Origin of the sequence: Parasynechococcus sp. (assembly GCF_045559935.1) — a bacterium.
Classification (GTDB): Bacteria; Cyanobacteriota; Cyanobacteriia; order PCC-6307; family Cyanobiaceae; genus Parasynechococcus.
Genome location: NZ_JBJLJL010000008.1, coordinates 700561 through 722817 on the forward strand (window position 1 = coordinate 700561; position 22257 = coordinate 722817).

Consider the following 22257-nt stretch of genomic DNA (forward strand, 5'->3'; position numbering starts at 1 on the left):
CTGGCGGTCATGCTCGGCGTGACGCTGACAGGCGTCAGCGCTCTGCCCAATGCCAGTCCTGCCTCCCAGGCCCGTGGGACGGTTCAGCCTGAGCTGAAGCTGCTGCAGCGCGACGGACGTCTTGATGTGATCATCTCCGGGGCCGGTCCCGGCGCACGGGTGCGTCAGCAGCGTCAACAGGCGAGCAGCTGGCAGGGTGTGCTCACCCTCGGGGAGGGAGCTGGCGCTGTCGGGTCGGCTCAGAAGCTGTCGATGCAGTCCCTGGGGCTGGCCATGGTTCAGCTGCGTTCGGAAGGTTCCGCGACGACGCTTCGGGTGGAGGCAAGTCCCGGTCAGGTTCTCTCCACTCCGGAGATCAGAGCCTCCGGAGATGATCTGATCATCAGTTTCACGGGCCTGTCCCCCCAGCGTCCGGGGCAGTCGAGCGGTCGTCTGGATCTGACCCGGCCCGGTCGTGTGGCCCAGCCTGGCTTCGTGCCTCCGATGCGCCCCCGGGCCGTGGCGCCTCCTCTGGGCGATATGGCCGTCGGCACGATGCTGATCAACAACCGCAGCTTCGTGCAGGTGAGTGGGCCTTCGGTGTCGCTCACCCTCAACAATGCACCTGCCAAGGACGCGCTGATGTCGTTGGCGAGGCTGGGGGGGTACGGCTTCGTCTTCGTCGGAGACGGTGCCGGTGGCAATGGTGAGAACGCCAGTGGCACACCGGTGAGCATGGCCTTCCGGAACGAGCGATTCGACCGGGCTCTCAACAGTGTTCTGCTGGCGTCCGGACTGCAGGGAAAGATGGATGGCCGCACGCTTTTGGTGGGGACATCAGTGGCCGCCAAGACCTTTGGGCCTCAGATGTCCAAGGTGTTCCGGCTCAATCAGGTCGACGTGGAGGGCGCCGCCCAGTACCTGGCCAGCATGGGCGCCTCGATGACCCATGTGAAGACCATTCAGATCACCACTGGGGAAGCGGCAACGGCGGGGGCCACTCAGATCAGCAACGCCGCCTCTCAAACCACCAACCAGGTCACTGAGACCGAGACCTACGGGAGCGCCACCGGGCCTCTGGTGGGTCTCAGCGGCGTGACCAATTCGCGATTGAACACCGTGACGCTGGTGGGAGATCCCGGCCTGATCAACATCGCCGAGTCCTATCTGCGGCAGCTTGATCTGCGGAACCGCCAGGTGGCCGTGAATGTGCAGATTCTCAGCGTCTCGCTCACCAACGACAAAACCATCGACGCTTCCTTTTCAGCGCGCATGGGTGACAAGTACGTGGTCAGTGAGAGCGGTAAGGCCCATATGAATTTCGGCCGATACCGGCCGGGAAGCCGTTCCGGCACCGGCCTGATTCAGGAGGGCGGGCCCGTGGAGCCGGGGACCTACGCCGCCGGGACGGCCGGAGTGGCGGAGCAGCAGGTCTTTGATCCGCCGTTCGTTGAGGCGCAGCAGGTGGTGGTCAATGCCGAGGGAGAAACGGAGCTGGTTCCCCGTCTCGATCAATTCGGTCGCCCGATCTACGTCCCCTCGACCGATCCGGCGGCGGCTCCGGCACTCAAGCCTGTGCTGGACAGCAAGGGCCGGCCCATCTACGTCGAGGGTCAGGATCCGTCCCGTTTCCAGCAGCCACAGGATTCGTTCTATGCCTACGTCGAATCACTGATCACGTCCTCCAGCGCCAAAACACTGGCCGAGCCGACTCTGATCGTGCAGGAAGGCGAGCAGGCGCAGGTGGAGACCGGTCAGAGCGTGATCACGGGTGTGGATGCCACGGAAACCGCCAATGGTTCGACGCAGTTTCAGAACACGCGTGAGAACGCAGGACTGACCGTTGACGTGTCGGTTCAGAAAATCGATGACAACGGCTTCGTGACGCTGACGCTTGATCCGGAGATCTCCGTTCCGATTCCCGCAGGCACGCAGCAGGGCGTCGCGATTTTCAACATCCAGGCCCGAAAGCTCAGATCCGGCCGGGTGCGCCTGCGGGATGGGCAATCCCTGATCCTCACCGGTGTGATCAACGAACAGGACCGTCAGCAGGTGCAGAAGTGGCCAATCCTCGGCGACATCCCGCTGATCGGACAGCTGTTCCGACAGTCGGCCTCCTCGCGCGTCAAGGATGAACTGGTGATCATCGTCACGCCCAGGATCCTCGATGACGATCAGGGCGGCAGCTTCGGTTACGGCTACCGAGCAGGCACCTCCGCAAGCCGTCAACTGGTGCAGTCACGCCCCTGAGTCCGATCAGGGAAGGATCGGCATCAGAGCCTTCAGGGCGATCGGGGCCAGGGTCTGAACGGTCGACAGCATGCTCCCCAGCAGTGCCGATCCCAGTCCGTTGCCAGCCGGAGTGGCTGCAGCGACGGGCTCCTGAACGCGGCTGCTGGCCCGCTTCAGCTGATCGGCTTTGATCGGATCACCCTGCTGCTCAAAAAGCACTCCGGCGTGAGCAAGGTCCCGCCCGGCCAGATCTGGCTTGCCCTGCTCTCCGCGGCTGAGCCCACGCGCCACCCAGCTCAACGCCTCCTGCGGATCCTGCAGGATGGCGGCGCTGAACAACTGCTCCGCCTCGATCCAGCGACCTGAGAGGGCAGCGTCAACGCCCGCATTGTGCAGGGAGGCGTGGCTGCGGATGCCGCGATCGATGCCCTGTGCTCCCTGCCAGTGGCTTTGATCCAGGGCGCCGACATCCAGGCGGGCGCCGCTGAGGTCTGCATGTCTCAGATCGGTTCCGTACAAACGGCTGCCACGCAGATCCGCACCACGCAGTGAGGCCCCCCTCAGGCTTGTGAAGCTCAGATCGCTGCCGCTGAGATCGGCGCCATCCAGGCGTGCCTCACCGAGGTTGGCCCGCTGCAGCCTGGCACCGGCCAGCTGCGCATCACGCAGATCCGCATGCACCAGATCCGCATCAGCCAGCCGGCAGTCCGGGCAATGACGCTGCTGCAGCACCCGGATCAGATCCCCGGGATCGGTGGGTTGCGCTGCCACGGGAGCCCCCAGCAGCAGGATCGAGAGCAGGCAGCCTCGAAGCGGCATGGTGGGATGGAGTGAGGGGGTCACGTCCCTGCGTTCTATCGAGGGTCGGGATGGGCGTCGACCTGCGCCATGGCGGAAACCGGGTGGCTCTGGCGGCGCAGCTGGGCTGTCGTCCCTCCGAGCTGCTCGATGCCAGTGCCTCCCTTGTGCCCTGGACGCCGTGGCTGGGCCGGTTGCCGCTCGGTGCGATCCGCGACTACCCCGATCGCAGCCATGCCGCACTGCGACAGGCGATCGCGACCTGTCACGGGCTTGATCCGGATCTGGTGCTGCCGGGCAACGGTGCTGCTGAGCTGTTCACCTGGGTGGCACGGGATGCCGCCGCCGCCGGTGTCAATCTTCTCCCGGCGCCGGGGTTCGCTGATTACGGGCGCGCCCTGCGTTGCTGGAATGCCGACTGCCGCGAGCAGAGCCTGCCGCTGCACTGGTCAGCGACCTTCCCACAACGTTTTCCATCACCGGCGGAGGCGGCCGTGCTCTGGATTTGCAATCCGCACAACCCAACGGGTCAGCTGTGGAGTCGCGCTTCGCTCGAACCGCTGCTGCAGCGGTTCTCTCTGGTGATCTGCGACGAGGCCTTCCTGCCGCTGGTGCCGGCGGGTGAGCGCCAGTCGCTGATTCCGCTTCTGGCTGATCACGACAACCTTGTGGTGGTCAGAAGTCTCACCAAGCTGTTCGGGATCGCTGGGCTGCGTCTTGGGTATGTCCTCACGCGCCCTGAACGGCTGCAGCGCTGGGCGGGCTGGCGTGATCCCTGGCCCCTCAACGGTGTGGCGGCTGTCGTCGGGGAGAGGTTGCTCTCGGATCCGGCGCGATACCGCCGCTGGTGCGCCAAGGTCCAGCGCTGGACGGCCAGCGAGGGGGCCTGGATGCAGGAGCAGCTCAGCCGTCTGGATGGAGTCTCCGCCCTTCCCTCCGCAGCCAACTACCTGCTGATTCACGGCGATCACTCCCTGGCGTGGATGCGGCAGGAGCTGGAACAGCGTCATCGCATCCTGCTGCGGGATTGCGGTTCATTCCGTGGCCTGGGCGAACGTTGGCTGCGCATCGGTCTGCAGACGCGGAGACGCAACCGTCGGATCGTCGAGGCTTTGCGTCGGGTTCAGTCCACAAGGCTGCTGAGCAGGTCCACCAATCGCTGATCGGCGTCCTGTACGGCCAGTTTCTCCATGCCCGTTCGCATCTCCTGCAGCAGCTCCGCATCCGTGCCGAGCAGCCTGAGGATGGTGTCCCGCAGTGCCGTTGCCTCGGGGGCATGCTGGTGCACGATCACGGCACCGCCGGTGCGAGCGGCGCAGGCCGCATTCGCTTCCTGATGGCCATCGGCAGCCTGGGGAAATGGAACCAGGATCGAGGGGGTTCTGCAGATGGCCAGCTCACTGAGGCTGCCTGCACCCGCTCGGCTGACCGCCAGATCGGCATGCTGCAACAGGCCGGGGATCTCATCACTGAAGGGGAGTTCCACCAGGTTCGGATGCTGAAGCTGTCCGACTTCAGGGTCGTTGCGACCAGTGAGATGCACGATCCGGCATCCCTGCTCCAGCAGCTCCGGGACCACAGCGCGGACCATGCGGTTGAGCCCGACCGCGCCCTGGCTGCCACCGATCACCACCAGCAGAGGGCCGTCGCTGATCGGCACCCAGTCCGGTAGCGGCTGGCTCTCCAGAAACGCAGTTCTCACAGGCATGCCTGTGAGCAGCGGGCGATGGCCGGGAATGCGATCCGACGCCACGGGGAGCCCCACGGCCACCGCACGGCAGAACCGGCCCATCAGTCGTGTCACGCGTCCTGGGATCGCGTTGGCTTCATGCAGAACGGCTGGAACACCGCACCAGCGGGCGGCCACGATCGCCGGAGCTGCGATGTACCCGCCGGTGGTGAACACAACCTCGATTCGCTCCCGTCGGATCAGTCGCCGGACCGTACCGATGGCGCCGATCAGACGGATCAGTTGAATGAGCTTGTTGAGCCCGCGACCCTGAAGCCCGCCTGCGCGAACCGTTGTCAGGGGAATGCTCTCCGGGACCAGCTGCGTTTCGAGCCGGTCGGGCACTCCCAGCCACCGCACCTGCCAGCCTTCCGGCAGGGCTTCCGCCACGGCAATCGCAGGGAAGAGATGCCCCCCCGTGCCGCTGGCGGCGATCAGAAGCCGGGTCATGACGGCAGACGTCCCCCCATGCGCGACTTAACTTAGGCCCACTGAATGGTTCCGACTGGTGCGTTCACTGATTCGGGCAGCGGTCTTCTCCATCCTCAGCGGAACGATGGTCGCGTTGTCCGTTGAGGGGGCTCGGGCTGCAGATGGTTTCGGTCCGCGTCTGGAGCAGGTGTTGAACGGCGGCAATTCAGCCGATCTGGCCGCCCTGGTCGCCGGTGATCAGTCGTCGGATCTGGAGCGTCGTTACGCGAGATTCAGCAAGGAGTTTCCTGAAGCCCGCTGGAGTGTTCGCCCTGCGGACTCCCTCAAGGACGGACGCCCGACCTTCGAGGTCACGGTCAATGGGGTGGGAGAAGCCGATGGGCTTCGCTACCGGCTGGAAGCCAGCCAGCGTCTTGCTCTGAGCATCGAAGGCGGGCGGATCCTCGACCAGCAGCTGCTGGAGGAACAGTCGCTGCTGCGCAGTGGCGATCAGCCACTGCCGGTGTCGCTTGAGATCCCCGATGCTGTGCTCACCGGCAGCCGCTACGACGTTGATGTGATTTTCGAACAACCCCTGGGTCAGGCCATCGTGGCTGGAGGGCTGATTCCGCTGACTCCCCAGGAGGTGGCGGAGCAGGCACGTCCCAATCTGCGTCTTGAGCCGATGGGTGGTGGCGGTCTGTTCAAGACCGTTCAGGCCCCGCAGACACCGGGATCCCAGTTCTGGGCAGCGATGCTGGTGCATCCGGACGGGGTCGTGACCATGACCAAACGGGTTCGCGTGGTCAGCTCCAAACAAGAGCTGGATCAGTGACGTAACGATATCGTTTCTCAGGCGTCACGATATCGAGTCAAAAAGGCGATGCAGGGCGGAGACGTCCTCGTCTCCATGTCCGCGCCCGATCAGTTCGGCCTCCTGCTGTTGGACCAGATTGCTGATGGGCAGCGTCAACTGAACGCTGTCTGCTTCCTTCAGGGCGATGCCGAGGTCCTTGTGATGCAGGGACAGGCGGAATCCCAGGGGATAACGCCCTGCGAGCATCCCGTCGGCGCGATTGCGCAGAGCCCAGGATCCCGCCGCTCCACTGCTCAGGGCCGCCACCACCTCTTGCATCGGCAGACCGAGCCGTGTCCCCAGGGCCATCGCTTCGGCGACGGCTGCATAGCTGCCTGCCACCAGCACCTGGTTCACGGCCTTCACCTGCTGTCCGCGCCCGACCGTTCCGAAGTGATGAACCGTTCCGCCAATGATCTCCAGCAGAGGCCGCACCCGTTCCAGGGCCTCAGCGTCTCCGCCGGCCAGCACGGTGAGGGTGCCGGCCCGAGCTCCCTCGGTGCCGCCTGTCACAGGGGCATCGATGTAACTCACGCCCTGTCGCCTCAGACGCTCTGCGGCGGTCACGGCCGTGGAGGGAGCGATGGTGGAACAGTCGAGCACCACGCTCCCGTTCGGGAGTGATGCGGCGGCTCCCTGGCGACCGAAGAGAACGGAGTCCACGGCAGCATCGTCACTGACGCAGAGGATCAGCACGTCCACATCCCTGCCCGCCTCTGCCGCGGAGCTGCAGGCCTGACTGCCCTCCAGGTCCGGATGCTGTTCCGTAGTTCTGCTGCGGGTGTGCACCTTCAAGGCCAATCCGGCCCGTCGCAGGTTCACCGCCATGGGCAGGCCGATCGCCCCGAGGCCCACCATCCCAACGCGCAGGTCAGATCTGGTCATGCCTTGCTCTGAGTTCATTCAGATCTTCGCTGGGTGATCCAGCCACATTGACAACCATTGATCTGCGGTTCCCCATGCGCCTGACGTCCCTGGCTCCCCTTGGCCTGATCGTTCTCACCATCGCTGCGCCGATGCCTCCGGCATCAGCCCAGTACATCTACGACGATGGAACGGACGTGGCGCTGCGCCGCGACAACGGTCTTCCCGCTGCGCAGCGCGACGAGCTGTTCAGAGCCAGGCGATCCTGGAAGCAGAGCAGCTTCGACCGCCGGGTCGGAATCCTGCGGAGTGAGCAGCGCTGCATCAACCGGGCCAACGATGCAGATGCTTTCCGGATCTGCCGGCAGAACAAGAATCGTGCCCGTCAGCAGCTTCGCGCCGACTACTCTGGCTGTGATCAATCCGGTTCGGCGTCGGGTCGGCCTGCCTCCTCTGGAGATGCGTCGGACGCGTTGACACGGATTGGGTCCATCTCAGGCCAGCGTTGGCGACTGGAGACGCTGATCATCCGAGAGTCCGACGATCTTGCGGAGAATCTCGATCGCATCCGACACACCGATGGAGCCGTCTTCATTGACATCCATCACGAGTCGTGGCTCGACACCCGGGAAGGCAGCGAGATCGTGCTCCAGCCCAACGATGTGCCGAAGCGTTGAGATGGCGTCGGACACGGAGTGTTTCCCATCCCCATCGCTGTCCCCCAGCAGTCCCACGAGCTGGGTGCTGGACGAGCCGTTGAGGGTGTTGTCCGCATCCACCTGGCCGCTGACTGACAGCATCGATGTGCTGCCGGTGGAGGCGTCGCTGTTCACCGATGCCTTGAGCTGCAGCAGGGTCGCCTGATTGGTGACGGGATCCACCGGGAGGTCGCTGGTTCCGCTGAGGTTCACCGTGAGCTGATGGGTGCTGGTGTCTGCGTGGCTGGCGGTGATGCTCCAGCCAGCCTCCTCCAGCGTGGGGTCCAGGCTGACGGGGTGGGAGGTGTCGAGCAGAAGAGCCGCGGGGTCATGGCGCACCGTCACACTCAGATTGCGGATGCTGCCAGGGTTGGCGAGCTGGACCGGAAGACCCGAGTGGCTGCCCACCTGGATGTCCTGCCCACCGGTTCGCGTGAAACGTGAGCTGATCAGGGTCGGGGCCGCTTCGGATGCCGTGATCTGCAGAGCAGTGGCGGAGCCGAGCTGGCTTGTCCGCGCCGCATCACGGAAGAACGCCACGTTCATCGTCTCCTGGTTTTCGGCGACCCCGTCCCTGGAGATCGACTGGGACCACACGAAGACTCCGTCGGCGTCAATGGTTCCCGAGCCCTGGAGCTGACCGCTGACGAGGTCACGGCCGGTCAGGCCGTCTCCACTGGCGCTCCAGTAGAGGGTTTTGCCTGCATCCGCCTTGTCGCTGACCGTGATCAGAAAGGCTTCGTCGCCTTCGCTGAGCGTGGTCCGGGGCGCATCGATCACCAGAGAGGATCGGCTGACGGCTGTTTCCGTGACGGTGAGGCGCAGCGGCTCGCTCGGGGCCTGCTGGAAGTAATCCGGATCGCGGCTGGCCCGGGCTGTGATGTCCAGCCACTCGTCCGCTTCCGCGTCGGCGTTGGCGACGATGTCGATCTCGATGGACACCGTTCGCTGCCCGGCGGCTGAATTCCGCGCGCAGGCCGGTGTCGAAGACGGCGTTGTCCAGCAGGACGTCATGGAAGAAATCCTGGTGATCTGCCATCCTTGCCAGCCCAGTTGAGATCCTCATGGCGGTCGAAGTCGATCAGCACCGAGGCGGCCTCCGAGAGATCGCCGTCGTAGCGGGTGAACACCAGGCGGGCTGTTGACGTTCCGGACGTGGGTTCCTGGATGGTGCTGCCGCCTTCGAACTGAACGCTCAGGGAGGGGGTTTTCCAGGTGCGGTTCAAGTCATGGTTTCCGGAATCGCTCAGCAGACTGACGCCCTCGACGGGGGTGGAGCGGGCTCCTGTTTCCTGACCGTGCAGCTGCTGGAGAGCCTGAATATCGAGGGGTGTGAACGCGGGATTGCCGTCGGAGTCGATGGCATCGACGTACGACATCACCGTTCCGTTGGTATCGATCGCCGCATCGACATCCCCATCACCGGATTCATGGGGGTGCTCGAGTCCGAGAGCATGGCCCAGTTCGTGAAAGGCGACGCCGGTCCAACCCGCCTCGCTCGATCCAGCGAAGGATGAGGATTCGTGGTGCGCATCGGCGGCAATCTCGATCGTGTAATCCTGCGGATCACCGCGCTCGAGCGTGCCGTCGTCGTAGGTCAGCCATGAGGAACGGTAGATACCCGAACTCTCGCCATCCAAGGTTGTCCTTGGCGTGTTGGGGTCAGTTCTCGGCGCCTCCTGGATGATCACCTGGGTTTTCGCGTGACCCAGCGGAACAACCGCGAACTCCGGTTCGATCAGGGTATCCGTGTAGGCCAGCACGTAGTCCCACCAGCTGCGTTTGCTGGAGGTGGCGCTGATCGTCTCATCGAACGAGACGTAGATGACCCCGTCCGTCACTGAAGAGATATTGCGCCGCCAGTTGCTCAGCGCTCAGCGACGAGCCGCCTTCGATGATGATCGCAGTGCTCATGGGGGGAGTCGCGCGAGCGCTTCGGCCGATACCGGCAACCTAGGCAGACCACCCGCAGCCAGAAACCGTGTGATCGAAGTGGATTTGAGCTGACTCGATCACCTGGGCTGCTGCTTGGCCCCGGCACAGCTCATCGAGGAGACCCTGAGTTCGTCCAAATCGGTTGAGATTTTGCCTGCTGGATCCCGTTTCGGTTGTCACTGTGCTGTCTCGACTCCGAAGCTGAATTCATCTCTGGTTCCGGTGCTGCTGATGCAACGTCTTCCTGGTGTTCTGCTGTCGGGCGTCATCGCCCTGCTCCCCGGACTGACCGCCTGCGGCAATGATCCTGGGGCGGGGCTCGGCAGCAAGGCCTCGGCAGCGGCACGCACCGGTCCGGAGGCCCAGTGCATGAGCGGCAACCGTGCCTATTTCGGTGACACCCACCTGCACACGGCCCTGTCGCCGGATGCCGGTCTGGCCGGCACCAAGCTGGGCTTGGACGAGGCCTATCGCTTTGCCCGCGGTGAGACCGTCACCAGCAACACCGGCCAGAAGGCGGCTCTGAAGCGCCCACTTGATTTCCTGGTGGTGGCCGACCATTCCGAGAACCTTGGCCTCGCCCAGGGCCTCGAGACCTCCAACCCGGAACTGCTCAAGTCGTCGCTGGGTCAGGAACTCCACGACCTGCTCAAGGCGGGCAAGGGCCGGGAAGCCTTCTATCTGCTTGTCCAGTGGATGGCCAAGGGATCTGAGGCCCTGATCTCCAACGACGCCTACATGACCAATGTCTGGCAGATGAACAACACGGTGGCCGAGCGCTACAACGACCCCGGCACCTTCACCAGCCTGATCGGCTACGAGTGGACCAGCCAACCCGGCGGCGGCAACCTCCACCGTGTCGTGATCTTCCGGGATGACAAAACCCTGACGGACAAGATCCTTCCGTTCTCCGCCTTCGATTCGGAAGACGCTGAGGATCTCTGGGCCTTCATGGCGGCTTACGAGAAACAGACCGGTGGGCGTGTGTTGGCCATCCCCCACAACGGCAACCTCTCCAGCGGCACGATGTTCCTGCCGCAGCACCAGAAAACCGGTGTTGCGATCGATGCGGACTATGCGCGGATGCGCCAGCGCTTCGAGCCGCTGATCGAGGTGACGCAGGCCAAGGGCACCGGGGAGACCCACCCCCTGCTGTCTCCGGAGGATGAGTTCGCCGGGTTCAACATCGTCGATAACTCCAACCTCGGCGGAATCAAGCCGACAACGCCGGAGATGATCCCCTACGAATACGCCCGTGCTGCCCTGCGCCGCGGCCTGAAGCTTGAGCAGGAGCTTGGGGTGAACCCGTTCAAGTTCGGCATGGTCGGCTCAACGGATTCCCACTCCTCGCTGCCCTCCACCGCGGAGGACAACTGGTGGGGCAAGTCACCGGCCCTTGAACCCATTCCGGAGCGCTGGAAAGACGTCCTGATCAAGTCTGCGAAGGATGCCTCCCTCGACCTCACCGCCCTGCAGCTGGGGGCCTCCGGCCTGGCAGGGGTCTGGGCGTCCGGGAACACCCGGACCGCCCTCTGGGATGCCATGGCCCGCAAAGAGGTGTTCGGCACCAGCGGCACCCGCCTGACCGTGCGGGTCTACGGCGGCTACGACTACACCGGTGATGAGATCAAAGGTGCTGACTGGGCGTCGGCCGCCTGCGCCAAAGGGGTTCCCATGGGTGGTGATCTGATGGCGGCCGCCGACGGCCAGGTTCCGTCGTTGCTGGTGCAGGCCCGCAAGGATCCTGATGGCGCCAATCTCGATCGCATTCAGATCGTCAAAGGTTGGCTGGATGACGCCGGCAAGACCCACGAGCAGGTGTTTGACGTTTCCTGGAGTGATGCCGACCAGCGCACCCGCGGCGCTGACGGCAAGGTTCCGTCCGTTGGCACCAGCGTGAATGTTCGAGAGGCGACCTACACCAACAGCATCGGCGCCACCAACCTCACGGCCCACTGGACCGACCCCTCTTTTGATCCCAGCCAGAAGGCCTTCTATTACGTGCGTGTCTTGGAAATCCCGACGCCCACCTGGCTGGCCTACGACCGCAAGAACTTCAATCTCTACGACGAGATGCCGGACAACGCGCCTTACACCAGTCAGGAGCGGGCCTACTCCAGTCCCATCTGGTACAACCCCTCCTGAGGTTCAGGCCAGCAAAAAGCCCGCCCCCGGTGAGGGGCGGGCCGATGGTCGTTCTGAGAGCAATCGGATCAGAGATCAGGCCTCGTTCAGGGCAGCAACGCCAGGCAGCACCTTGCCTTCCAGCAGTTCGAGGCTGGCGCCGCCACCGGTGGAGATGTGGGACATCTTCTCGGCGAGCCCGGCCTTCTCCACAGCAGCCACGGAGTCACCTCCGCCGATGATCGTGCAGCAGCCCTTGCCGCTCAGCTCAGCCAGGGTGGTGGCGATGGCGTTGGTGCCGGTGGCGAATTTCTCGAATTCGAACACGCCCATGGGGCCGTTCCAGATCACGGTCTGACAATCCCCCAGGGCGGCCTGGAACACCTTCACCGCATCCGGACCGATGTCCAGACCCATCCAGCCGTCGGGGATGGCGGTCACATCGGCCACCTGGCTGTTGGCATCGGGGGCGAAGTTGTCGGCCAGCACCACATCCGTGGGCAGCAGCAGTTCGACGCCCTTGGCCTTGGCCTTGGCTTCCAGCTCCTTGGCCAGCTCCAGCTTGTCTTCTTCCACCAGGCTCTTGCCCACCGAGAGGCCGCGGGCCTTGTAGAAGGTGAAGATCATGCCGCCGCCGATCAGCACCTTGTCGCACTTGTCGATCAGGGCCTCGAGCACGCCGATCTTGGAGCTCACCTTGGAACCGCCGACGATGGCAGCGAGGGGACGTTTGGGTTCATCGACAGCGCCCTGGAGGTACTGAAGCTCCTTCTCCATCAGGAAGCCGGCCACGGCGGGCTTGAGGAACTTGGTCACACCCTCGGTGGAGGCGTGGGCGCGGTGGGCCGCACCGAAGGCATCGTTCACGTACACCTCGGCCAGACCGGCGAGCTTCTCGGCGAAGCCGGCTTCGTTCTTCTCTTCCTCGGCGAAGAAGCGCACGTTCTCAAGCAGCACCACGTCTCCGTCCGCCATGGCCGCCACCTTGGCCTCGGCGTCGGGGCCGATGCAGCTGTCGGTCTTGATCACGGGCTTGCCCAGCAGCTCGCTCAGGCGGGCGGCCACAGGGGTGAGACGCATGGCGTCGTTCACCTGACCCTTGGGGCGTCCGAAGTGGGCGGAGAGGATCACCTTGGCGCCCTTGCCGGTCAGGTCATTGATCGTGGGCAGCGCTGCGCGGATGCGGGTGTCGTCGGTGATGGCACCGGCATCATTCAGGGGCACATTGAAATCAACCCGCACGAGGACGCGTTTGCCGCTCAGGTCTCCGGCATTGAGGCTGGCCAGGGAACGCTTCGCCATGGGGTTGTGTCGTGCGGTAAGAAATCGGGAGGAGATTAACCCCGTGTTCCTGGATCAGGGAGGAGCCATGTTCGAGACTGTCCTGTTTCCCATCGATCGGAGCCGTCAGGCTCTGGAGACCGCCGCCAAGGCTCTGGAGCTGGCTCGCAGTCACAGCAGTCGACTGGTGCTGCTGTCTGTGGTGGAGGCGGAGCGGCCCGGGATGCAGGACCATGGGGTGGTGGCACAGCTTCTTCAGCAGACCCGTGAGCAGGTGGAGCAGGCGGGAGTCCCCTGTGAGGTGGTGGAGCGGCAGGGCAAACCGGCCTTTGTCATCTGTGATGTGGCGGACGAGATGAATGTGGATGTGATCGTGATGGGCACCCGAGGTGTGAATCTCAGCAGTGACGGTGAGAGCACGGCGGCCCGGGTGATCCAGTTCGCTCCATGCCCCGTGTTGGTGGTGCCGTGAGCACACCTGCCATCCAGTGGTATCCGGGCCACATCGCCAAGGCGGAGCAGCAGCTCAAACGCCATCTCGACAAGGTGGATCTGGTGATCGAGGTGCGCGATGCCCGCATTCCTCTTGCCACGGGCCACCCCCACCTCAACCGTTGGTTGAAGGGCAAGCAGCACCTACTGGTGATCAACCGGCGCGACATGGTCACCGCCGCCGCCAAGGAGGCCTGGGAGGCCTGGTTCAAGGCCCAGGGTCAGCGGACGGTTTGGTGTGATGCCAAGGCCGGGACCGGCGTGAAGCAGGTGCAGCAGGCGGCGATCCGTGCCGGCGACCAGCTCAACGAACGCCGCCGCGGCCGGGGTATGCGGCCGCGGCCTGTGCGGGCCCTCACGCTGGGGTTCCCCAACGTGGGCAAGTCCGCCCTGATCAATCGTCTGGTGCGGCAGAAGGTGGTGGCCAGTGCCCGGCGAGCCGGGGTGACGCGAACGTTGCGCTGGGTCCGCCTGGGGCAGGACCTGGATCTGCTCGATGCACCAGGGGTTTTGCCTCCCCGACTCGATGACCAGCAGGCGGCCCTGCGGCTCGCCTTGTGCGACGACATCGGCCAGGCCGCCTACGACGGTGAACTGGTGGCTCAGGCCTTTCTACAAATGCTGCTCGATGTGGAATCGATGGCTGCGGCTGGGGTGAGGATTCCATTGCTGCAGGATCGTTATGGCATTCCCCTGAGCGGTGAAACGGCGGACCCAGCCCTTTGGCTGGATGCCGCAGCGGCCCGTCACACATCCGGGGAAACCGCGCGCATGGCCCAGCGGCTGTTGGATGATTTCCGCCGGTCGGCCCTCGGCAGCATCGCCCTGGAGCTGCCGGCATGAGTCCGCAGTGGAAACGTCCGCCGTTGCCGGAGGAGACGTTCACGGACCGCTTTGGCGAAGGGGAGGGAGAGCTGCTGTCGCTCCTGTATCCCAAACCACTGCCGATGCGGCTGGACCGTTGGCTGGTCAGCCAGCGCACGGAGCAGAGCCGGGCTCGGATTCAGAAGTTCATCGACGCGGGGTATGTGCGCGTCAACGGCAAGACCGGCAAGGCCAAAACACCCCTGCGTCAGGGGGATGAGGTGCAGTTGTGGATGCCGCCACCGGAGCCGCTGCCTTATCTCAAGCCGGAGCCGATGGATCTGGATGTGCTGTTTGAGGACGACCATCTGATCGTGCTCAACAAGCCGGCAGGGCTGACGGTGCATCCGGCGCCGGGCAACAAAGACGGCACCTTGGTGAACGGCCTGCTGCACCACTGCCCTGATCTGCCTGGGATCAGCGGCAAGCTGCGCCCGGGAATCGTGCACCGACTGGACAAGGACACCACCGGCTGCATCGTCATCGCCAAATCCCAGGAGGCGCTGGTGCGGTTGCAGGTTCAGATCCAGAAGCGGATCGCGTCCAGGGAGTATCTGGCCGTGGTTCACGGTGTCCCTGACGGGGACAGCGGCACGATCGTTGGTGCGATCGGCCGGCATCCGGCGGACCGCAAGAAATATGCGGTGGTGAGCAGTGAGTCCGGCCGGTATGCCTGCACCCACTGGAGCTTGCTGGAACGGCTCGGCGACTACTCCCTGTTGCGTTTCAAGCTCGATACCGGTCGGACGCATCAGATCCGGGTGCACTGCGCCCACATGAACCATCCGGTGGTGGGAGATCCCAGCTACAGCCGCTGCCGCAAGCTGCCGATCGACCTGCCAGGTCAGGCTCTGCATGCTTTGCAGCTGGGACTGGACCACCCCATCTCAGGCGACCGGATGGTGTTCGAGGCCCCTTTGCCCCCGGTGATGGAGAAACTGCTCGCGGTGCTGCGCCGACGAACCGGTTGAGAATCCGACCCTCAGCTGTCACAGAGGCTGGACATTTCCTTGGCCGCGCCTTGGATGGTGGCGTTACGCACTCTGCTGATCGATGGTCATCCGTGTCCGCTGCCGCAGGGTCTGGCTGGCCTCGTTGATGCGTTCGATCCGCAACGAGATCGTTCCCCTGCCGATCCGCCGCCGTCTGATCGTTGTGGATCTTCCCCGCGTTGCCTGACGATCCCTTCAGCGCGGAAGCCGGGGGCAGGCCTCGACGAGCAGGCGACTGATCGGGGCCTGAGGGGCTTCGAACAGCCGATCACCGGGGCCCTCCTCAACGATCCGCCCCTTGTCGAGAACGATCACGCGATGACAGAAGCCGCTGGCGACGGAGAGGTCGTGGGTCACGAAGATCATCGCCAGGCCCAGCTGGTGCTGCAGGTCCCGCAACAGGCTGAGCACCTCGGCCTGCACTTCCGCATCCAGCATGCTGACGCTCTCATCGCAGATGACCACCTTGGGCTCAAGGGCCAGGGCGCGGGCAATCGCCACCCGCTGCTGCTGGCCGCCCGATAGCTGTCGGGGCAGGCGGTGCTGAAACTGTTCCACCGGACTGAGCCCGACCCGCTCCAGCAGGCTGCGGGCCCGTTCCCGCGCTGAAGCCTTCGTTGCAATCCCATGGATCAGCAGGGGGTCTGCAATCGCATCGACCACCGGCAGGGCCGGATTCAGACAGGCCAGTGGATCCTGGAAGACCATCTGAAGCGCCCGCCGGGCGCTGCGCAGCTTCTCACCGCGCAGTTTCAGCAGGTCTTGTCCGAGCAGATCGACCCGCCCGCCGCGGATGCTGTTCAGGCCCATCAGGGCGCGGCAAAGGGTGCTCTTGCCGCAGCCGGAGGCACCGACCACTCCCAGCGTCTCGCCGGCCCGCAGGTTGAAGCTCACCCCTTCCACCGCCTTCAGCCACACCGGTGCCCAGGGCATGCCTCCGATGGCATGCCAGCAGCGCATCTCCTCGACCTGCAGAACCGTTTCCCGATCCGGTCGCTTCGGGGAGCGTCCCCCCTCTCTGGCCCGCGCCGAGGCGACGAGGCGCTGACCGACATCCGATCGCGGCTCGCGGAGCAGCTGCCGGCTCGGGCCATCGTCCACCTTGCGGCCCCCATCGAGCATCGCCATCCGCTCACACCAGCGGGCCGCCATCGCCAGATCGTGACTGATCAGAAGCAGGGCGCTGCCGAGCTCCTTGCAGAGACCGCTCAGTTCCGCCATCACCTGACCGGCAACGGCCACATCGAGGCTGGTGGTGGGTTCGTCGGCAATCAGCAGTGGCGGTTCCAGGGCGATCGCCAGGGCAATGGCCAGACGTTGCCGCATGCCGCCGCTGAGTTCGTGGGGATAGGCCCGGATCCGACCGGTGCCGATTCCCACCCGCTCCAGCAGTTCCTCGGCGCGCTGTCGGCGCCAGCGGGCGGAACTTTCCGGTCGGTGCGCCTGCAGGGTGTCGATCAGATGGCTTCCGATCGGCATCAGGGGATTGAGGCGGGTCATCGGGTCCTGAAACACCAGTCCGGCGGCCTGACCACGCAGATGACGGAGAGCCGCCCGATCCAGTTCTCTCGGGTCGCTGCCTGTGAGCTGAAGCCGCCCTTCGCAGCGACTCCCCGGCGGCAGCAGCTGCAGCACCGCACGCGCCACCGTGCTCTTGCCGCAGCCTGAGGATCCAACCAGGGCCAGGGTTTCGCCGGCCTCGAGGGTCAGATCGAGTCCGTTCAACGTCCAGTGATCGTTGCCTGGGTAGCGCAGTCGCAGCTGCTCGAGCTCCAGAACCGGCCGGGACATGGACAGGGCAGGGGGAGCAGAGACGAAGACCCCAGCACTGAATACCATGGATTGACCCGCCGGGTCGGATGCTCGACGCCGCTTCAACACCGGATGTGCCCCGGACCGATGCCGGTCCCGTTCCGGTCTCCTGCGGCCTTCCTGAACTGCGGCGACATGCGATCCGCAATCCGGACGACTACGCCATCCCGCTGCCGGAGTGGCTGCGTCAGTGCATCAGCAACGTTCCCCCCGGAATCGGCCAGAGCTGCCCCACGGATCCAGAGGCCCTGCTGGTCGCGGCCTTTGATTTCGGATTCCAGCTTCACGAGGGCCAGTTCCGCGCCAGTGGCGATCCCTACATCGTTCACCCGGTGGCGGTGGCGGATCTGCTCAGGGACATCGGAGCCAGCGCCAGTGTCATCGCCGCCGGCTTCCTGCACGACGTGGTGGAGGACACCGACGTCACGCCGGATCAGATCCAGCAGCACTTCGGCGCTGAGGTGCGAGAGCTCGTGGAGGGGGTGACCAAGCTCGGCGGCATTCACTTCAACAATCGAACCGAAGCCCAGGCGGAGAACCTGCGGAAGATGTTCCTGGCGATGGCCAGCGACATCCGAGTGGTGCTCGTGAAGCTGGCCGATCGCCTCCACAACATGCGCACCCTCGGTGCGCTCAAGTCCGAGAAGCAGCAGCGCATCGCCCGCGAGACCCGGGAGATCTACGCGCCTCTGGCGAACAGGCTCGGCATCGGCCGCTTCAAATGGGAACTGGAGGACCTCGCCTTCAAGCTGCTGGAGCCCGAGGCCTTCCGGGAGATTCAGCATGAGGTGGCCAGCAAGCGCAGCGAGCGCGAGGAGCGTCTGGCGGTCACGGTGTCGCTGCTGAATGACCGCCTCGGTCAGGCGGGCCTTTCAGGATGTGAGGTCAGCGGACGTCCGAAGCACCTCTACGGCATCTGGAGCAAGATGCAGCGCCACCAGAAGGCCTTCCACGAGATCTATGACGTGGCGGCTCTTCGGATCATCACGCCCAGTGTCGAGGCCTGCTACCGCGCGCTGGCGGTGGTGCATGACAGCTTCCGACCGATTCCCGGTCGTTTCAAGGACTACATCGGTCTCCCCAAGCCGAACGGCTACCAGTCCCTGCACACGGCCGTGATCGGCCGCCACCGGCCGATCGAGGTGCAGATCCGCACCATCGAGATGCATCGCGTGGCGGAATTCGGCATCGCCGCTCACTGGAAATACAAGGAGGGGGGGTCACCGGCGAGCAGCAGCAGTGATGCCGAGCGCTTCAACTGGCTGCGGCAGCTGGTGGACTGGCAGCAGGAGGGCGGCAGTGACGACCACAACGACTACCTCGCATCGATCAAGGAGGACCTTTTTGATGAGGAGGTCTTCGTGTTCACACCCAAGGGTGATGTGGTGGGCCTGCGCAAGGGATCCACGGCCGTGGACTTCGCTTACCGCATTCACTCCGAAGTGGGGAACCACTGCCACGGGGCGCGCATCAACGATCGGTTGTGTCCGTTGGCGACATCGCTGCACAACGGTGATTTCGTCCAGATCCTCACCAGCAAGACCGCTCACCCAAGCCTGGACTGGCTGAATTTCGTCGCCACACCCACAGCGCGCAATCGCATCAGACAGTGGTACAAGCGCAGCCACCGTGACGAGACGATCGAGCGCGGCAAGCAGCTGCTGGAACGGGAGCTGGGTCGTGACGGCTTCGAGGTGCTGCTGAGTGGTGAAGCGATGGCCCGCGTGGCCCAGCGCTGCAATGTGCCCTCCACCGATGACCTGCTGGCCTCACTGGGATTCGGAGCCGTCACCCTGCATCAGGTGCTCAACCGTCTGCGGGAAGAGATCCGGCTGCTGGCCGAACGTGAGGTGCCTCCCGCCGCTGATGAGGAACTGGCGCGGGCTCTCGTGCCTCAGCGGGATGCCAGCGCGGACAGGGAGCGCCGCGGGGTCGGTGAGGGGGCCATTCTCGGGATCGAGGGGCTGGATTACCGGCTGGGTGGCTGCTGCAGCCCGCTGCCGGGAGAAGCCATCGTCGGCACGGTCGCTCTCGGCAACCACGGCATCACGGTTCACCGGCAGAGTTGCGCCAACGTGGAGACGATCCCCACGGAACGGCGTCTGCCCGTCCGTTGGAACTCCGAGGCCAGCACGGGGCAGCATCGCTTCCCGGCGCAGCTGAGGATCGAGGTGATCGACCGCGTCGGCATTCTCAAGGACATCCTGATGCGTCTTTCCGACGGGGCCATCAATGTCAGCGACGCCAGGGTCAAGACCGCCCAGGGTCGTCCGGCCCGTATCGATCTGCGGGTGGAACTCAGCGGTTCCGACCAGCTCACCCACACGATGAATCAGATCCGATCGATGGCGGATGTCATCGACATCGCTCGCACCGGAGTCGGATAGCTGCCCTGCCGCGTCAGACCAGTCAGTCCAGGGAGCGACCGGCCTCTGTGAGCGCCTGACGGCGTCGGAACAATCCGTAGGCCAGCAGTCCCAGAAGCAGGGCCAGAACGGCTCCCACCACAACCGATCCCAGCAGGATGCGGTTGGTGAAATCCCAGCCCTGGGCCCAGAGGGTGCTGCGGGTGATGTCGTCCCATTCGGTGTCCGCCGAGCCGGGTCCGAGCACCCGGCGGCCCACCAGATAGTTGAACCAGTAGAGCGGAACGTAGGTGAGGGGGTTGCTGACCAGCGTGCCGGCCGCGGCCAGCAGAGGATTGCCGCGAATCATGGCGGCCACCCCAACGCTGAGGATCATCTGCAGCCCGAAGAAGGGGAAGCAACCGCAGAACACCCCCGCGGCCAGCCCCCGGGCACGGCAGGCAGGACTGCCCTCCTGTGCCCAGATCCACTGGAGGCCCCGCTGCAGTCGCTCGCCGGTGCCCTGGAGCATGGAATCGGGGGTGTCGCCGCGGATGGGGCGGATCCTAGGAATGGGATTCCCCGTTGCAGCCGATCTCTCTGAACCCGACCGACACCATCGCTGCCGTGGCCACAGCGGTGGCTCCGGGGCAGGGGGGAATCGCCGTGATCCGCCTCTCCGGGCCTGACGCTGAGGCGATCGGACGGGCCGTGGTGGTCTGTCCCGGCCGGCAGGACTGGAACAGCCACCGGATCCTGTACGGCCACGTGCTGGATGCAGGCCGATCCAGGCGCCTCGACGAGGTGCTGCTGCTGCTGATGCGTGGCCCCCGCAGCTTCACCGGCGAAGACGTGGTGGAGATTCACTGCCACGGCGGCGTCATCGCCGTGCAGCAGGTGCTGGAGCGCGTGCTGGCCCAGCCCGGAGTGCGTCGGGCGTTGCCGGGTGAATTCAGCCAGCGGGCGGTTCTGAATGGCCGCCTCGATCTCACCCAGGCTGAAGCGATCAGTGAACTGGTGGCGGCCCGCAGCCGTCGGGCTGCGGATCTGGCCATGGCCGGGCTGGATGGAGGCATTCAGCAGCGGATCACGGCACTCCGGGAGCGGTTGCTGGACCAGCTCACGGAGCTGGAGGCACGGGTGGATTTCGAGGAGGACCTGCCGCCGCTGGATGGTGAGGCCCTGCTGCTGGAGCTGCAGACGGTGCGCCAGGAGCTCCTCGCCCTGGTGGCGGACGGGGAGCGGAGCGACTCCGTGCGGAGCGGCCTGCGGGTGGCCCTGGTGGGTCGCCCCAATGTCGGCAAGAGCTCCCTGCTGAACCGGCTCAGCCGGCGGGAGCGCGCCATCGTGACGGAACTGCCCGGCACCACACGCGACCTGCTGGAGAGCGAGATCGTTCTGGACGGTGTGCCGATCACCCTGCTCGACACCGCCGGCATTCGTGCCACGCAGGATGTGGTCGAACAGATGGGCATCGCCCGCAGTGAACAGGCCCTCGCCACGGCGGACCTGGTGCTGCTGATCATCGACGGTTCGATCGGCTGGACCCCCGCTGATGCCGCTCTGCTGGCCAGGATTCCCGCTGGAGTGCCGCGCCTGATCGTGGCCAACAAGGCCGATCTGCAGCAAGGGCCCTGTCAGGAGCCTGCGGAGGTGAGCGTCTCGGCGCTGCATGGCGATGGGGAGGAGCAGCTGATCCAGGCCTTGCTGGGGGCCTGCGGTGCTGCCGACACCGGTGGCATGTTGCTGGCTCTCAATCAGCGTCAGCGGGATCTGGCCGCTGCGGCTGCCGCGGCTCTGGCCCGCAGCCGTGAGGTGGCGGAGCAGCAGCTGCCCTGGGATTTCTGGACGATCGATCTTCGGGACGCCATCCGGGCCCTGGGGGAGATCACCGGTGAGGAGCTCACGGAGGCGGTGCTGGACCGCGTGTTCTCGCGGTTCTGCATCGGCAAATAGGCTCGCCGGAGCTCCTGATCGCGGTGTGGACTGGCAGGCTCCGGCACTCATCCGTGCCCTCGATCAGTGGCTGGAGGAGGACATCGGTCGCGGTGATCTCACGGCGACCGCTCTCCGTGGCCGGACGGGAGCGGCGCACTGGATCGCCAAGCAGCCCGGCCGTTTCTGTGGAGGCCCTCTGGTGGAGCGGCTGTTCCAGCGTCTGGACCCCGGGGTGCGTGTCCGACTGCTGGTGGAGGAGGGAGCTGCCGTCGCATCGGATGCCCGCCTGCTGGAGCTGGAGGGAGCCGCCGAAGCTCTGGTGGCTGGCGAGCGCACGGCCTTGAACCTGGCCATGCGTCTGTCCGGGATCGCCACGGCCACCGCTGAGCTGGTGGCCCAGCTCCAGGGCTCGGGTGTGCGGCTGGCCGATACCCGCAAGACGACACCAGGGCTGCGGTTGCTGGAGAAATACGCCGTCCGCTGCGGCGGCGGCATCAACCACCGCATGGGGCTGGATGACGCGGCCATGCTCAAGGAGAACCACATCGCCTGGGCGGGGGGCATCACGGCGGCGATCGCGGCGGTGCGGCGTCAGGCCCCCTGGCCGACACGGGTGATCGTGGAGGCGGAAACCGACCACCAGGCCTGCGAAGCGGTGCAGGCCGGAGCCGATGGGGTGCTGCTGGACGAGTTCACCCCAGAGCAGCTCACCGATCTGGTGCCTCGTCTGCGAGAGCTCAGGACGAATGGCGTGGTGCTGGAGGCCTCTGGCGTTCAACCCGAAGATCTGAAGGCCTATGCGGCCAGTGGCATCGATCTGATTTCCACCAGTGCACCGGTCACCCGCAGCCGCTGGCTCGATCTGAGCATGCGCTTCACCTGAAGAGGGATGATCGGAGCCGGATGT

At 65.2% G+C, this 22257-nt stretch carries 20 protein-coding genes; 11 read left to right on the forward strand and 9 right to left on the reverse strand.

The window, feature by feature from the left end; translation table 11 throughout:
• Nucleotides 1–9 precede the first annotated feature (9 nt).
• Complete coding sequence (locus ACJ0G7_RS08065; protein ID WP_407395672.1) at nucleotides 10–2229, forward strand: hypothetical protein; 2220 nt, start codon at nucleotides 10–12, stop codon at nucleotides 2227–2229.
• A gap of 6 nt (nucleotides 2230–2235) precedes the next feature.
• Here the strand turns inward: ACJ0G7_RS08065 and ACJ0G7_RS08070 are convergent, their stop codons facing one another.
• On the reverse strand, nucleotides 2236–3030 hold the full coding sequence (locus ACJ0G7_RS08070; protein ID WP_407395883.1) for a pentapeptide repeat-containing protein: 795 nt from the start codon (nucleotides 3028–3030) through the stop codon (nucleotides 2236–2238).
• A 50-nt stretch (nucleotides 3031–3080) separates the two neighbouring features.
• On the opposite strand from ACJ0G7_RS08070, the gene ACJ0G7_RS08075 reads away from it, so the two are divergent.
• Nucleotides 3081–4172 (forward strand): threonine-phosphate decarboxylase, encoded by a 1092-nt coding sequence (locus ACJ0G7_RS08075; RefSeq protein WP_052378206.1) that lies wholly within the window; start codon nucleotides 3081–3083, stop codon nucleotides 4170–4172.
• Here the strand turns inward: ACJ0G7_RS08075 and murG are convergent.
• Nucleotides 4133–5188, reverse strand: a complete 1056-nt coding sequence (murG, locus tag ACJ0G7_RS08080) for an undecaprenyldiphospho-muramoylpentapeptide beta-N-acetylglucosaminyltransferase (protein WP_407395673.1) — start codon at nucleotides 5186–5188, stop codon at nucleotides 4133–4135. The genes ACJ0G7_RS08075 and murG overlap by 40 nt on opposite strands.
• 58 nt (nucleotides 5189–5246) lie before the next feature.
• On the opposite strand from murG, the gene ACJ0G7_RS08085 reads away from it, so the two are divergent.
• Nucleotides 5247–5984: a hypothetical protein gene (locus ACJ0G7_RS08085; RefSeq protein WP_043693426.1), complete on the forward strand. Its 738-nt coding sequence runs from the start codon at nucleotides 5247–5249 to the stop codon at nucleotides 5982–5984.
• A gap of 24 nt (nucleotides 5985–6008) precedes the next feature.
• Here the strand turns inward: ACJ0G7_RS08085 and ACJ0G7_RS08090 are convergent, their stop codons facing one another.
• The 4 genes from ACJ0G7_RS08090 to ACJ0G7_RS08105 form a co-directional block, all read right to left on the reverse strand.
• Nucleotides 6009–6890, reverse strand: coding sequence for an NAD(P)-dependent oxidoreductase (locus ACJ0G7_RS08090; RefSeq protein ID WP_407395674.1), 882 nt, complete (start codon nucleotides 6888–6890; stop codon nucleotides 6009–6011).
• Between the two features lie 143 nt (nucleotides 6891–7033).
• Nucleotides 7034–7291 (reverse strand): hypothetical protein, encoded by a 258-nt coding sequence (locus ACJ0G7_RS08095; RefSeq protein ID WP_407395675.1) that lies wholly within the window; start codon nucleotides 7289–7291, stop codon nucleotides 7034–7036.
• Between the two features lie 72 nt (nucleotides 7292–7363).
• Nucleotides 7364–8581 carry a dockerin type I repeat-containing protein gene (locus ACJ0G7_RS08100; protein WP_407395676.1) on the reverse strand — a complete coding sequence of 406 codons (1218 nt, stop codon included), beginning with the start codon at nucleotides 8579–8581 and terminating at the stop codon, nucleotides 7364–7366.
• Nucleotides 8578–9408 carry a hypothetical protein gene (locus ACJ0G7_RS08105; protein ID WP_407395678.1) on the reverse strand — a complete coding sequence of 277 codons (831 nt, stop codon included), beginning with the start codon at nucleotides 9406–9408 and terminating at the stop codon, nucleotides 8578–8580. The genes ACJ0G7_RS08100 and ACJ0G7_RS08105 overlap by 4 nt, the downstream gene beginning before the upstream one ends.
• Nucleotides 9409–9733: 325 nt before the next feature.
• Between ACJ0G7_RS08105 and ACJ0G7_RS08110 the strand changes: the two genes are divergently transcribed.
• The gene (locus ACJ0G7_RS08110) at nucleotides 9734–11647 is read left to right on the forward strand and encodes a DUF3604 domain-containing protein (protein ID WP_407395679.1); all 1914 of its coding nucleotides are present in this window, start codon (nucleotides 9734–9736) and stop codon (nucleotides 11645–11647) included.
• Nucleotides 11648–11722: 75 nt separating this feature from the next.
• Here ACJ0G7_RS08110 and ACJ0G7_RS08115 read toward each other — a convergent pair whose 3' ends face one another.
• Complete coding sequence (locus tag ACJ0G7_RS08115) at nucleotides 11723–12928, reverse strand: phosphoglycerate kinase (RefSeq protein WP_043693415.1); 1206 nt, start codon at nucleotides 12926–12928, stop codon at nucleotides 11723–11725.
• Nucleotides 12929–12995: 67 nt separating this feature from the next.
• Between ACJ0G7_RS08115 and ACJ0G7_RS08120 the strand changes: the two genes are divergently transcribed.
• The 4 genes from ACJ0G7_RS08120 (at nucleotide 12996) to ACJ0G7_RS08135 (ending at nucleotide 15442) form a co-directional block, all read left to right on the forward strand.
• Nucleotides 12996–13379 carry a universal stress protein gene (locus ACJ0G7_RS08120; protein WP_043697061.1) on the forward strand — a complete coding sequence of 128 codons (384 nt, stop codon included), beginning with the start codon at nucleotides 12996–12998 and terminating at the stop codon, nucleotides 13377–13379.
• Nucleotides 13376–14242 carry a ribosome biogenesis GTPase YlqF gene (gene ylqF / locus ACJ0G7_RS08125; RefSeq protein WP_186485736.1) on the forward strand — a complete coding sequence of 289 codons (867 nt, stop codon included), beginning with the start codon at nucleotides 13376–13378 and terminating at the stop codon, nucleotides 14240–14242. Before ACJ0G7_RS08120 ends, ylqF begins: the two co-directional genes overlap by 4 nt.
• Nucleotides 14239–15234: an RluA family pseudouridine synthase gene (locus ACJ0G7_RS08130; RefSeq protein ID WP_043693408.1), complete on the forward strand. Its 996-nt coding sequence runs from the start codon at nucleotides 14239–14241 to the stop codon at nucleotides 15232–15234. The genes ylqF and ACJ0G7_RS08130 overlap by 4 nt, the downstream gene beginning before the upstream one ends.
• Nucleotides 15235–15316: 82 nt before the next feature.
• Nucleotides 15317–15442, forward strand: a complete 126-nt coding sequence (locus ACJ0G7_RS08135) for a hypothetical protein (protein WP_256381013.1) — start codon at nucleotides 15317–15319, stop codon at nucleotides 15440–15442.
• Between the two features lie 8 nt (nucleotides 15443–15450).
• Here the strand turns inward: ACJ0G7_RS08135 and ACJ0G7_RS08140 are convergent, their stop codons facing one another.
• Nucleotides 15451–17094: an ABC transporter ATP-binding protein gene (locus ACJ0G7_RS08140; RefSeq protein ID WP_043693405.1), complete on the reverse strand. Its 1644-nt coding sequence runs from the start codon at nucleotides 17092–17094 to the stop codon at nucleotides 15451–15453.
• 20 nt (nucleotides 17095–17114) lie between these two features.
• Here ACJ0G7_RS08140 and ACJ0G7_RS08145 point away from each other — a divergent pair, with 20 nt between their 5' ends.
• Nucleotides 17115–19454, forward strand: a complete 2340-nt coding sequence (locus tag ACJ0G7_RS08145) for a RelA/SpoT family protein (protein WP_407395681.1) — start codon at nucleotides 17115–17117, stop codon at nucleotides 19452–19454.
• Between the two features lie 22 nt (nucleotides 19455–19476).
• Here ACJ0G7_RS08145 and ACJ0G7_RS08150 read toward each other — a convergent pair whose 3' ends face one another.
• Complete coding sequence (locus tag ACJ0G7_RS08150; RefSeq protein ID WP_043693397.1) at nucleotides 19477–19944, reverse strand: DUF2062 domain-containing protein; 468 nt, start codon at nucleotides 19942–19944, stop codon at nucleotides 19477–19479.
• A 68-nt stretch (nucleotides 19945–20012) separates the two neighbouring features.
• Here ACJ0G7_RS08150 and mnmE point away from each other — a divergent pair, with 68 nt between their 5' ends.
• Both mnmE and nadC read left to right on the forward strand, forming a co-directional pair.
• Nucleotides 20013–21368: a tRNA uridine-5-carboxymethylaminomethyl(34) synthesis GTPase MnmE gene (gene mnmE, locus ACJ0G7_RS08155; protein WP_407395884.1), complete on the forward strand. Its 1356-nt coding sequence runs from the start codon at nucleotides 20013–20015 to the stop codon at nucleotides 21366–21368.
• A 25-nt stretch (nucleotides 21369–21393) separates the two neighbouring features.
• Complete coding sequence (gene nadC / locus ACJ0G7_RS08160; protein ID WP_407395683.1) at nucleotides 21394–22233, forward strand: carboxylating nicotinate-nucleotide diphosphorylase; 840 nt, start codon at nucleotides 21394–21396, stop codon at nucleotides 22231–22233.
• The last annotated feature ends 24 nt before the right edge of the window (nucleotides 22234–22257 follow it).